General features: G+C 58.0%; 10 protein-coding genes. 7 read left to right on the top strand and 3 right to left on the bottom strand.

Features of this window, described 5'->3' with window-relative positions; all coding sequences use genetic code 11:
• Positions 1-22 precede the first annotated feature (22 nt).
• From H4317_RS13005 to H4317_RS12995, 3 genes are all read left to right on the top strand, one after another.
• Positions 23-1516: a SulP family inorganic anion transporter gene (locus H4317_RS13005; RefSeq protein ID WP_349772178.1), complete on the top strand. Its 1494-nt coding sequence runs from the start codon at positions 23-25 to the stop codon at positions 1514-1516.
• 119 nt (positions 1517-1635) lie between these two features.
• Complete coding sequence (locus tag H4317_RS13000) at positions 1636-2397, top strand: carbonic anhydrase (protein WP_349772177.1); 762 nt, start codon at positions 1636-1638, stop codon at positions 2395-2397.
• A 186-nt stretch (positions 2398-2583) separates the two neighbouring features.
• Positions 2584-3531 (top strand): NAD(P)-dependent alcohol dehydrogenase, encoded by a 948-nt coding sequence (locus tag H4317_RS12995; protein ID WP_185887017.1) that lies wholly within the window; start codon positions 2584-2586, stop codon positions 3529-3531.
• 30 nt (positions 3532-3561) lie between these two features.
• On the opposite strand, the gene H4317_RS12990 is transcribed toward H4317_RS12995, so the two are convergent.
• On the bottom strand, positions 3562-3990 hold the full coding sequence (locus H4317_RS12990; RefSeq protein WP_185887016.1) for an EamA family transporter: 429 nt from the start codon (positions 3988-3990) through the stop codon (positions 3562-3564).
• A 199-nt stretch (positions 3991-4189) separates the two neighbouring features.
• Between H4317_RS12990 and H4317_RS12985 the strand changes: the two genes are divergently transcribed.
• The 4 genes from H4317_RS12985 to H4317_RS12970 all read left to right on the top strand — a co-directional run bounded on the left by H4317_RS12985 (position 4190) and on the right by H4317_RS12970 (position 9091).
• The gene (locus H4317_RS12985) at positions 4190-5128 is read left to right on the top strand and encodes a formylglycine-generating enzyme family protein (protein ID WP_185887015.1); all 939 of its coding nucleotides are present in this window, start codon (positions 4190-4192) and stop codon (positions 5126-5128) included.
• A 12-nt stretch (positions 5129-5140) separates the two neighbouring features.
• A complete protein-coding gene (locus H4317_RS12980; protein WP_185887014.1) occupies positions 5141-6127 on the top strand; it encodes a DUF6438 domain-containing protein in 987 nt (328 codons plus the stop codon).
• 33 nt (positions 6128-6160) lie between these two features.
• On the top strand, positions 6161-8770 hold the full coding sequence (locus tag H4317_RS12975) for a type IA DNA topoisomerase (protein WP_260625661.1): 2610 nt from the start codon (positions 6161-6163) through the stop codon (positions 8768-8770).
• A gap of 111 nt (positions 8771-8881) precedes the next feature.
• Entirely contained in the window at positions 8882-9091 is a 210-nt protein-coding gene (locus H4317_RS12970; protein ID WP_260625660.1) for a DUF2905 domain-containing protein, read from the top strand.
• 8 nt (positions 9092-9099) lie between these two features.
• Here the strand turns inward: H4317_RS12970 and H4317_RS12965 are convergent, their stop codons facing one another.
• Both H4317_RS12965 and H4317_RS12960 read right to left on the bottom strand, forming a co-directional pair.
• Positions 9100-10965 carry a prolipoprotein diacylglyceryl transferase family protein gene (locus H4317_RS12965; protein ID WP_185887012.1) on the bottom strand — a complete coding sequence of 622 codons (1866 nt, stop codon included), beginning with the start codon at positions 10963-10965 and terminating at the stop codon, positions 9100-9102.
• A 324-nt stretch (positions 10966-11289) separates the two neighbouring features.
• Entirely contained in the window at positions 11290-12762 is a 1473-nt protein-coding gene (locus tag H4317_RS12960; RefSeq protein WP_185887011.1) for an SDR family oxidoreductase, read from the bottom strand.
• Positions 12763-12842 lie beyond the last annotated feature (80 nt).

Here is a 12842-nt window from a genome sequence, read left to right as displayed (position 1 = left end):
GGCAGGATTAGTCGTATTTCTAGTGGCTTTGCCGCTTTGCCTAGGTATTTCGCTGGCCTCTGGCGCGCCTCTCCTGGCCGGTATCATTACTGGCATAGTAGGAGGAGTGATGGTATCGTGGCTGAGCGGCTCACAACTCAGCGTGAGTGGCCCGGCTGCCGGCCTCACGGCCATTATTCTTACTGCCCTCCAGACGCTGGGTTCGTTTGAGGCCGTACTGGCCGCTACCGTTATTGCCGGTGCTCTGCAGGTGGTAATGGGCTTGGTTCGGGCCGGTATCATCGGTCTGTACTTTCCCACGTCCGTTATCCGGGGCATGCTGGCCGCCATTGGTCTGATCCTGATTTTGAAGCAGATTCCGCATTTGCTCGGAGTGGATACCGACTACTTCGAGGACATGAGCTTTCTGCAGTTCGATGGGCAGAACACGTTCACCGCGCTGAGTGGGGCGTTGCGCTCCTTTGGCTGGGGTTCAGCTCTCATCGGGCTGGTGTCGTTGGGTGTGCTGCTCTTCTGGGAAAATGTGCTGGCAAAGCGAGTTGCTGTACTGCGTATGATTCCGGGGGCATTGGTGGTAGTACTGCTCTCCATTGGCATCAGCTCGCTGCTGGATGTGGCGCTGCCGGTACTACGGGTGCGGCCTGAGCACTTGGTGCAGCTGCCCAACATCACCTCGTGGTCCGACTTTATGAACGTATTCACGCAGCCCAGATGGTCGGCATTCATGGTGCCTGCTACCTACACCGTTGCTTTCACAATTGCCATTGTTGCGTCGCTGGAAAGCCTGCTGAGCGTAGAAGCCGTAGACAAACTAGACCCGCAGAAGCGCGCTACTCCCACCAACCGGGAACTGATGGCGCAAGGCGCCGGCAATATGGTAAGCGGCCTGCTCGGCGGCCTGCCAATGACGGCCGTAATCGTGCGTAGTTCTGCCAACATCAATGCCGGCGGCCAGACTCGTATGTCGGCCTTTCTCCATGGCCTGTTGCTGCTGATCAGCTTGCTGTTTCTAGATACCATCCTGAACAAGATTCCGCTGTCGGCGCTGGCAGCTGTGCTGCTGGTAGTCGGCTACAAGCTGACGAAACCCGCCCTGTACCGTACGCAGTGGAAACTGGGCTGGCGGCAGTTTCTGCCCTTCATCGTTACGATTGTGGCTGTGCTGCTCACCGACCTGTTGAAAGGCGTTACCATCGGGCTGGTTGTAGGCATCTTCTACATCCTGAAAACGCACTACGAATCGGCCTACTTCCTGCGCCAGTCGCCGGAGCTGCAGGCGGCCGGTGTCTACCACCTGAAACTGAGTGAGCATGTCTCCTTCCTGAACAAAGCCAGCATCGTCCGGATGCTGGAGCAGTTCAGCCCCGGCAGCCGGGTCATCCTCGATGGCACAGAATCGGAGATGATAGACTACGACGTGTTGGAAGCCATTGAGAACTTCCGCCAGTCGGCTGCCGACCGAGGCCTTGACCTGGAATTGCGGGGCATTCCGCAAGTCGAGGTAATGGGCCACTAGCTCCGGCCAATCCGGCAAAGCATCGACAGATACCCACTGTTCGAGTGCACACAGGGCAGCTCGGCGCCGCCTTGCCTTCCGCCTGCTGGTTTCCTTTCATTCTACCCCACCCACTGTCCATGAGCATCAAGCAGATTTTAGATAACAACGAGAAATGGGTTGCCGACCGGAAGGCGGCAGATCCTGATTTCTTCAACCGTCTGGCCAATGGGCAGAAGCCCAAATACCTGTTCATCGGCTGCTCCGATTCGCGGGTGCCGGCTTCGGCCATTACCGGCACTGGCCCCGGCGAAATGTTCGTGCATCGCAACATTGCCAATATGGTAGTGCATACCGACTTCAACATGCTGTCGGTGCTGCAATACGCCGTGGAGGTGCTCGGGGTAGAGGATATTCTGGTGGTAGGCCACTACGGCTGCGGTGGTGTGGCTGCCGCGGCTGCCAACAAGCAGTACGGCCTGATTGACAACTGGCTTACCAACATCCGCGACGTAATTCGGGTGCATGAAAGAGAGTTCCTGCGCATCAAGAACGAGGACGAGCGTTTACGCCGCTTGGTAGAACTCAATGTGATTGAGCAGGTCCGCAACCTGGCCAAAACCAATATCATCCAGAATGCCCGCAAAACCAGCAAACCGCCGCGCTTGCACGGCCTCGTCTACGACATCAAAGAGGGCCTACTCCGAGACCTGCAGGTGAACGACGAAATAGGCGACCTGGACCATATTTATGGCACTGAGGCCATGAAGCACGCCGAAGAAGTATTTGAAGACCAACCCGGTTTCAATCCGCAGGCCGATAAAGGCAAGCGTGTTTCGGAATCGGAAATTATTGCCGCTGGCAAGAAGGAGCATAAGCCAAGCCTCCAGAAAACCAGTTAGCGGCTTCCCGCCTTGCCCTTGGGCAAGTTTACGTAGTTAAGTGTGGTTGGAACCGCCGTAGCCTTTGGCTACGGCGGTTTTGTTTTGTCTGTATTCTGGCTCAGAAACATGTAAAGCCAGCAGGTTTCAGACTACGGACAGGGCTTTTGCGTAGCATTCCGAAACACATGCTAGCACGCCCATCTTATGAAAGCTGCGTATTTTGAACAGTATGGTCCTGCCGAGGTACTTCAGTTTGGAGAACAGCCTACGCCCATCCTAAAAGCCAACCAGATACTGGTGCGCGTACGCGCCAGCAGTGTGAACCCTATTGACTGGAAAGTTCGCAGCGGCGAACTGAAAATACTGACTGGGCGCAGTTTTCCCAAGATTCCGGGCCGTGATGTGGCCGGCGAAGTCGCCGCCGTAGGCGACAACGTGACGCGGTTTCGGATTGGCGACCGAGTGTATGGTATGCCCAACGATGGGGTAGGAGGAGCCAATGCGGAGTACGCGCTACTCTTCGAAACGGGGGCTGCGTTCATTCCGGAGCAGTTGAGTTTCGAGCAGGCTGGGGCAGTACCGCTGGCGGCCATTACGGCGTTGCAGGGCCTTTACACGCATGGGCGGTTGCTTTCCGGCGACCGGGTGCTGATAAATGGGGCTTCGGGTGGTGTTGGCTCATTTGCCGTGCAGATAGCCAAGGCACTGGGTGCTGGCGAGGTCACGGGTGTATGCAGCACCACGCATAAGGAACTGGTGCAAACGCTGGGAGCTACCCGGGTCCTCAACCGCGACGAATACGACTTTACCCAGGACCGTAGCCGCTACGACCTGATATTTGACGCGGCTGGCAAAAGCAGTTTTATGGCTAGCCGCGCTGCGCTACGCCGCAATGGCCGCTACGTTACAACTATGCCCGACCCAGCGGGTTTTGTAGTAAATGCTGTTGCCACCGCCTTTTCTGATAAAAGCCAGCACATGTTCATGGCCAAGGAAAGTGGCCCCGATCTGAGCTTGATTTCAGCCTGGTTGCAGCAAGGCCTTATCAAGCCTATCATCACCAAAAACCTGCCGCTCCACAGCATTGCCGAAGCCCATCGGCTAAGCGAGAAAGGCGGAACGCCCGGGAAAATCGTGCTGACGATAGAGTAGCGAGTGGCAGAGTATTTACGTTGCCACCTATCAGTCGGCAGGTTTAGTGAAGGCTATTAAGATGGCGCCTCCTGCCATGAAAGCCGCACCAAGCAGTACCTGCCAGGTTACTTTTTCTTTCAGAAAGAAGACGGCCAGCAGAATGGAAAATACCAGCGAGATTTTGTCGAAAGAGGATGTGCGTGAGGCCTGCCCCATCTTCAGGGCCTGAAACGAGGACAGCGACGAGGCGCAGGTAATGATGCCCGCGGAAATAAGAAACAGCCACGTGCGGCGGTCAATCTGGGCTACTTGCGGCAAGTAGCCCTGCCATGCTACTACGCCCCATGCTACCCCTACAATCAGCACCGATTGTATGGCAAAGGCCACACTGGATTCTATATTCTTGACGCCTACTTTGGAAAGCGTAACTACTACAGCTGCCGACAGAGCTGCCAGCAACGAAAAGACTATCCACATATACGATGAAAAAGAAGTGATATTCGGGTAGAAGTACGCAGCCGGGCTGCACTTGGCCGAAAAGTAGGTTCCACTAATTCAGGTATATATGGCTGTGGCAGATAAAGCGTGCAGGGTATTCTTACAACCGAACTTCCTGCTGAGTGGCGGCCAATCAATTAAAGCCGCAACGAAATGGGAAGCGCTATTGCGGGCTCTGGTGTTGCTGGTTCTGGCAGCGCGGCCGGCTATGGCGCAAAAGCAACCCCAAGTGCCGGTTTCGCCCGAACCACCCGGCACCATCCGGCTGGCCGAAAACCTATTCATTGATGAGTCGGAAGTGGCCAACATCCACTGGCTGGAATATCTGCAGCATATCCTCCTCGATTCGTCTGAAACGTACTACCGCAGCCAGCTGCCCGACTCAACGGTCTGGAAGGCCATGGCCGCGGCGCCTCCAACGGCCGCGGCTGGCATTCCGACGGCCATTATCTATTTCCGCTATCCGGGTTTCCGCTATTACCCGGTTGTGGGCATCAGCTACGAGCAGGCAGTAGCGTATTGTAAATGGCGCAGCGCAGTCGTCAACGAGTCTTTTCTACAGTCCACGGAGTTCCAGAAGAAGCATCCTGAACTGCGTGGGTACGAGCTGACAGTGGAATACCGCCTGCCAACGGAGGCGGAGTGGCAACAGGCAGCTGTTGGCTCCGGCCCCAGCAGTTCTGGCCCGGCCAACTTGGTACCCGGCCGACCCGGCGCGAAGCTGCGGCCTGTATCGGTGCGCAAGGAATCGGGCCTCGATTCGTGCCTTACGGCACTGCGTTTGCCAGCCACCGCTACTGTCTATAAACTGCCCTATAATCTGTGGGAGAACTATTACATCACCCAAACGGGCCAGGCCTTCGACTGTACTACCCGCCCTGGCCAGCTTGGACTTGAATATGTGTATGTGAACCCGCCCAACTACCTGGGACTCTATAACATCATAGGCAACGTAGCCGAAATGACTGCCGCAAAAGGCGTAGCGAAAGGCGGCTCGTATAAAACGTCCGTCACAGAGCTGAAGCCTGAGTCACGGCAACTGTACAAGGGGCCGCAGAGTTGGCTGGGCTTCCGCTGCATGGCTACAGTGCGTATGGTGCGGAAGGCAGGGCAGTAAGCCGAAGGACATATGCTGAAAATACTTATTTGCTGTGTATGCATAATGTTGTTTGCCTGCCAATGCAAACCGAAGATACTCGACTCTGCCAGCCAGGAGCCGCATAGTCAAAAGCTGCTTAGTCGCATTGATAGCCTGCAGACCGATGCACAGGTGATACGGTTGGTGGAAGTATATGCAAAGCAGGACCGACCAGTTAAGATGCACCGTCCGGATACAACTTTATGCCGACGCTTGAAAAGCTGCGTTGATTGCCAAACAGTGAGCAGTTGGATGAAAGCTGATTTCGACGGCAACGGCCGCACAGACCTGCTGGTTTTCGGGGAAAGTTCATCCATCCTGGATCCTGAAAACCCCCTGATATGTTTGCTGGACTCAGGCAATGTATTGCCCCACGTTACGCGCATCGGCGGCTATAGCGAATGGCTTCTTGGCTTTGACGACTTCACCGAGCACATGGTGCCCTGGATAGTAAAGCAGAAACCGCAGGACCTCATTGCCTTTGCCAGAAACGTGGACGGCAGCGGAGCAGCCACCGGAACCTACAGCTGTGTAGTCGATACGTTGATTCTAGATAAGGGACGCTTTATAGAATATAACCCGGCCCCAGAAAGATACAGCGTTACAAGGGTTCAGCTTGAAACAACAGAATGCTATGGTAGCTGCCCGGTATTCAAGATGCAAATCGACCGTACCGGAGATGCGAAATACGAAGCATTAGAGTATAATAAGCTACGTGGCCGCTTCACTGGCGTAATCGATGCGCCTCACCTGCCGGAGCTGTGGTCTTTAATCAATTATTTGAAGTTCAGGCAAATGAAGGACAGATACGCTGTTAGAGCTACTGACCAACAAACGGCTACGCTCACCGTAACCTACGCTGATGGCACCATCAAAAAGATAGAGGACTATGGGTTAGAAGGTAGCCTGGGGCTGATTCAACTGTATAAATTACTGTTTCAACTGCGGAATACGCAAGCGTGGTATGCTACCCGCTAATTGCACCACAACCGACCTTTCCTGCGCGTATCTTTGTTGATTCCCTTGCCAGCGCAAAGCCGGCACCATTCCCTTACCACGAGAATCAACGAGTTGAAAGTTTGCATTGCCGAAAAGCCCAGCGTGGCCCGCGAAATTGCCAGTGTGCTGGGTGCCGACCGGCGCATGGACGGCTACTACGAGGGCAACGGCTACCAGGTCACCTGGACGTTTGGGCACTTCTGCCAGCTGCGCGAGCCCGAGGACTACCGCCCCGAGTGGAAACGCTGGAGCATCCACGACCTGCCCATGGTGCCCGAGCAGTTCGGCATCAAGCTCATGCGCCGCGACGACGGCGTAGTACGCCAGTTCAACGTCATCAAAAACCTGCTGGCCAACGCCGACGAGGTGATAAACTGCGGTGACGCCGGCCAGGAAGGCGAAGTCATTCAGCGCTGGGTGCTGATGGAAGCTAAGTACCGCAAGCCCTTCAAGCGCCTCTGGATTTCCTCGCTCACCGAAGAAGCCATCCGCCAGGGCTTCCAAAACTTGCGCGAAGGCTCGGAGTTCGACAACCTCTACCAGGCCGGCAAAAGCCGCGCCGCCGGCGACTGGCTGCTAGGTTTGAATGCCACCCGATTGTTCACGCTAAAGTACGCGCCCGGTCAGCGGCAGGTGCTCAGCATCGGGCGCGTGCAGACGCCCACGCTGGCGTTGCTCGTGGACCGCTACCACGAAATCCAGAACTTCCGGCCCGAGCCATACTGGGTGCTGCGAACTGAGTACCGCGGTACCATGTTCAGCCACGTGGCCGTGCTGAAAAAGGGCAAGGACGATGATGAGCCCGACGAAAAAGCCCGCCTGAAAGCCCGCGGCTACTTCGTGACGCAGGAAGAAGCAGACGCTGCTATGGCCCAGGTGACCGGCCAGCCGCTGACAGTGACCAACGTGGAAATCAAGAAGGCACTGGAAAGTCCGCCCGCGCTGTTCGACCTGACTTCGTTGCAGGTGCAGTGCAACAACCAGTTGGGCCTCTCGGCCGAAGACACGCTCAAAACCGTGCAGGGCCTATACGAGAAGAAAGTGGTGAGCTACCCGCGCGTCGACACCACCTTTCTGCCCGACGACCAGTACCCCAAAATTGCGGGCATTATGCGCGGGCTGGGCGGGGCGCACGGCGCGCTGGCGGCGCCGCTGCTGGCGGCCGGCAAAATCCGCAAAAGCACCAAGGTCTTCAACAACAACAAAGTAACCGACCACCACGCCATCATCCCGACCGGGGCCAGCGCGAACAGCCTGCACGGCACCGAAAGCAGCGTCTACGACATCATCGTGCGCCGCTTTCTAGCCGCGTTTTACCCCGACTGCGAAGTATCAAACACCACCGTGACGGCCGACGTGGCCGGGCGCACGTTCCGCGTCCGGGGCCGCCAGATCCTCAGCCCCGGCTGGCGCGAGGTGTACGGCGACCCAGAAAAGCAGCAGGCGCCCTCGGCCCCGAAAGCAGCTGGCGAAGGCGACGACGACGTGGTGAATACCGTGCTGCCCAGCTTCGTGAAAGACGAAACCGGCCCGCATAAGCCTCGCCTCGACGCCAAAATGACCCAGCCGCCGCGCGACTACACCGAGGCCATGCTGCTGCGCGGCATGGAAACCGCGGGCCGCAACGTGGACGACGACGAGCTGCGCCAGGCCATGAAGGAAAACGGCATCGGCCGCCCCTCTACCCGCGCCGCCATCATCGAAACGCTGTTCAAGCGCGGCTACATCCGGCGCGACAAAAAGAAAATCGTGCCCACGCCCACCGGTGTCGAGCTGATTGGCTTGATTCGCAACCCCACGCTGAAGTCGGCGGAGCTGACCGGGCAGTGGGAGCGGAAGCTGCGCCAGATTGAAAGCGGCCAACTGGACTCGGGCCAGTTTCTGGGCGAGCTGCAGCAGCTGGTGCGCGAGATGGTGCAGGAAGTGAAGCAGGATGGCTCGGGCCGCGGCATTAGCATCTTCAAGCCCGAAATGGCTGACCTCACTGGCCAGAAAGCTGGCGCCACCGCCAAGGCCAGTCCGCCGAAAGCTGCCGCCACGCCGGCCGTGCCGGGGGCGCTTGGACCGTGCCCGGCCTGTGGCAGCGGCCATGTGCTGCGCGGCAAGTCGGCGCTGGGCTGCTCGCGCTGGAAGGAAGGCTGCCAGTTCCGGCTGCCCACCGATTTTGAGGGCAAGAAGCTCACCGATAAGCAAGTAAGCGAGCTGCTGAAAAAGGGCCGTACGCCGGTCATGAAAGGCTTCGTGGACGATATGGGTCAGAAGTTCGATGCCGCCATTCGCCTCACGCCGGCCCGCACGCTGGAGCTGGTGCGCGCCGCCGAAAGCAAGCCCACCACGCCCCAGGACCCTGGCCAGATTCCGTGCCCGGTGTGCCGGCTGGGCCAGATGCTGCGCGGCAAAAGCGCCTGGGGCTGCTCCCGCTTCCGCGAGGACTGCCAGTTCCGCGTGCCCTTCGAGTGGGGCGGCAAAACCCTCACCGACACCCAGATGAACCAGTTGCTGCGCAAAGGCAAAACCAGCGTCATCCGCGGGTTTGTATCCGCCAAAACCGGCAAAAACTACGAAGCCGTGCTGCAGATTAATCAGGAAGGCCGGATAGAGCCAGTGTTTGGACAAGGGTAAGTGTAATGCGAATCCTTCGCTTTGCGCACCATATGTGCCGCATCAGCTATTTGTCTTAACGATACACGAAGCCCTGCTACGCCGCTTTCTATGCAGCCTCAACCTGGTAAAATGCTTGTCATTCTAGGCCTCATTGTCGTAGCCTTTGGCGCTTTTCTGTGGTTAGGGGGCGGCAGCCTACTGGGTTGGTTCGGCCGGCTGCCCGGCGACATCCGCATCGAGCGGCCGGGGTTTCGGTTCTACGCACCCATCGTGTCGATGCTGCTGGTAAGTGTGGTGCTGAGCCTGCTCCTGTGGCTGGTGCGGCGCTTCGGTGGCTGAAGCCAAGACTACCGATTGCGGGGCGGTAGCGCGTAGCGCAGCTGCACGTGTGCTTGCCGGAACTCGCGGCCACCCAACGTGAGGTAGGGTTGCACCTGCCAGCGCGGGCTGATTTGCAGGCTTGATTCAACGAAAAATGCTTTATCATTTACACCGGGAGGCGTGGGGTAGCCACTGCCAGTGGACATACCCAGCAGCACGCTATAGCGTCCGCTCGAACGGAACCGGGAACCCACCCCTACGCGTAGTGCCGGATTGCCGAGACCCTGGGTGGGCGTGTTCACGTCGCCTTGCACATATAGGTACTCGCGCCGCCCTATCCAGGTGGTGAAATGAGGTGCGGCCACGAGTGGCTGGTACGTGTCGCCGGCTGTTTTGCTGTATCCAAGAGTACCCAGCAGGAGTCCGCCCCCGATTCCAAACCAGCGCCGATTCAGCATGTAGTGCGGGTTGATGGCGAACAGAAAGGTCGATTTTACGGTGTCAGGCCGGCCAATGGTGTGTTGCTGGTCGCGGCCGACCATGAGCCGTAGCCCAGCCTCGTTCTCAGCCTCCGGGCGGTCAGTTGGATCTGGTTTCCAGCTGCTGGTGGCATCTACACTTACAGACCGGTAGCTATGCCGGAAAGGTTGGGTGGGAGGTGGACTGCCACAGCCTTCATTATCATAGGGCTGCTGCTCACGCGCAAATTCACCGTTTCCGGCGCCAACCGTAAACGACCAATGCTGCTCATTGCTGGTAGTATCGGCCGGAATCTGGTTGGAGAAAAGCAGGACCACAGCCAATGCGGCCAGCGGCAACCCAGCCCGGCGTGCCGCTAGTGCGCCCCGTAGAATGGTGGCCGTGGCTAATACAACAACTGCCAGCAATACAGCTTTTACTACCAGCAATTCGGGCAGTGTGAGGGCTCCGGCTGGGAGCAGCGCGGCAAATGCCAATAGCCCAAGAGCGCCAAGCAGGTTCCGTACCGGCCGGTTTTCGGGTGCTTCGTCAGGTGTGGGTGTCGCATATCGGATCAGCCAGAGCCAGCTACCCAGCAGAAGCACAGCACAGGGCAAAAGCAGCCATTGCAATTGGAGCATCTGCAAGCGGCCAAGGGCTACTACAGATGAGCCTACCGGTTCGCCGGCCGGGTCGCGCCAGAACTCGATGAGCAGCCGACCCGCCACTAACAACCCGGCCTGCAACAACGCCCGGCTGCCCGCCGGCCACTGGCGGTGGCGCGTCAGATGCAGCACAAGCCACACACCGGCGCATAGTAGTAGCGTGTAGAGCTGAGTTGGGTGCACCGCCAGCGAATGCGCGGCATGGGTGTCCAGCAGGCCCTGCTGGAGCTGCAATTGGTACGGCAGCGTGCCCGCCGCATATGTCAGGCCCCAGCTGCCATCTGTAGGAGCCCCGAAGCAGCAGCCCGTGAGCAGGCACCCGATGCACTGCACCACCAGCCCCGCGCAGAGCGGCCCCGCAAATGCATCCACGACGTGCCACCTGAAGCCCAGCCACCGCCGCAACACCAGCAGCGCCCCAACGAAACCCAGTCCGCCCCCCAGCACGGAGCGGGCTGTAGAATCGGGCCAGATACCGTGCAGCAGTGCCGGCCATGCTTCGGTGGGCAGTGTAATCAGCTTGGTACCCACAATAAAGGCCAGCGTGCTGGCTGCCAGCAACACCAGCCACGTCTGCAACGGGTAGCCGCGCCGATAGCCCGCATGTAGCAGCAATAGCAGCATCAGCCCAAAGGCCAGCAGGTAGCAACCGGAATAGTAGTGGTGGCCCAGGGGCGAGGGCAGCAGCAGAGTAGTCGAACAGAGCATAGACCAATGGATAAAGCTGCCGAAAAACTGCTGCTGACTCAGCGGTATCAGCATTTTCATGGACCAAGAAATCCTTGGCTTCGGTACGAAAATGCAGCACAACTGGCAGCGTGAAGAACGGCTTATGGTAAAGCGGCCCCAACAGAGGCAACGGAAGCTAAACTACTTTTCCATTACTCGACTTCCTTTCCAATTATTACAGTAATCAGACTTTATAGAATGAAAATTTTTGTTATTATAAGATTGAATGTCAATAAGTTGAATACCTGATTAGAGGATATCATCAGTCAATGATATAAATAGCTGATTTCGGGGGTAGTAACGAACTTCCCAAGTGGTTGCTGGCCGCAGAACCGGAGCAAATCTGACTACCCGGCCAGCAGGCTACGCTACGACTGGCACTTGCTCTGGTGCCTCATACTGCACGATATTCTCAATCATGCCCTTGAAAATGATGAAATGAAACGGTACCAACGAGTACCAGTAGAGCCGGCCGGCCAGGCCCTTTGGGCGGAAAGCCGCCAGCTGTTCTAGCGTATGGGAGCCATCTTCGTTGTCGAGGATGCGGAACTGCAGCCACGCTTCGCCAGGGAGCTTCATTTCGGCATACAGCAGCAGGCGGCGGGCAGTTTTGTCGGCCACAAGTACGCGCCAGAAGTCGAGTGGGTCGCCGGCACGGAGCTTGGTAGGGGAGCGGCGGCCACGCCGCAGGCCCGGGCCGCCTACCATTTTGTCCATAATGCCGCGGATACGCCAGAGCCATTCCACTTTGTACCAACCCCGGTCGCCGCCGATGCTCCAGACATTCTGCAGCACCTGTTGCGGGTCGCGGCGGAAACGCAGGGTTTGGCGGTCGGTGAGCAGGCCGTGCTGTGGTATCTGAATGTGGTCCATGTAGTTGCGGGGCATCTTGCCGCTGCTCAGTGCATCGCTCCAGCTACTTACTACTTCATTCTGATCAATGCGCTGAAAAGCCAGTTGTACCGCTTCCGTGTAGCCCATGCACTCGTGCGGCAGCACGGCCGCAATGCTGCGCTGCGGGTCGGCTACGGTATCATTGCGTAGGCTTTCCACAAGACTTTGCGCCAGCGAAAACGAGGTGCTTGTTACCAGAAACAGCCACCACGACGACAGCCGCGGGGTGAGTACGGGCACCGTGATGATGTAGCGCCGGTAGCCGCGGACCTGTGCCAGCTGCAGCAGCATGTCGCGGTACGTCAGCACATCGGGGCCGCCAATATCGAAGGAGTGCCCGTAGCAGGCTTCGTTGCCGAGCACGCTGGTCAGGTAAAACATAACGTCGCGGATACCGATAGGCTGGCAGCGCGAGTTCAGCCAGCGTGGCGTAATCATCACGGGAAGCTTCTCCACCAAGTCCCGGATAATCTCAAACGACGCCGACCCCGAGCCGATAATGATGCTGGCCCGCAATACCGTAAGGGACGCCTGTGCCTTGCCCAGCACCTCTTCCACGCCTTTGCGGGAACGAAGGTGTACGCTCAGGGCCTGGTCGTTGGCGATGCCGGAAAGATAAATCACCTGCCGGGCCGTGGTGCGGTTCAGGTAGGCAGTAAAGTGGCGCGCCGACTCCTGCTCCAGCTGGAAAAAATCCTTGCCGTCGCCGCTCATGGAATGCACCAGGTAGTACGCCGCCTCAATGTCGGTGGGCAATTCCTGTAGTGACTCCGGCTTGAGCAGGTCGCCTTGTGCCACCGTCACGTGCGGGCGCTGGCTCTCCGGCAGCTCAAAGCGGCGCGGGTCGCGCACGAGGCATACTACTTCGTGGCCGGCTTCGATTAAAAGCGGCAGCAAACGTTGGCCGATGTAGCCGTTGGCACCAGTAAGCAGGATTTTCATGAGTAGGCAGGGTAGGTGGTATAGTGCTAACTACCGGACCGCAATAGAGTTGTACGTATTGCGTATTGCCTGCCGGCTAC

Origin of the sequence: Hymenobacter sediminicola (genome assembly GCF_014250515.1) — a bacterium.
GTDB classification, from domain to species: Bacteria; Bacteroidota; Bacteroidia; order Cytophagales; family Hymenobacteraceae; genus Hymenobacter; species Hymenobacter sediminicola.
Note: the sequence above shows the minus strand (reverse complement) of the source record. Positions and strands in the feature narration are given on the sequence as shown.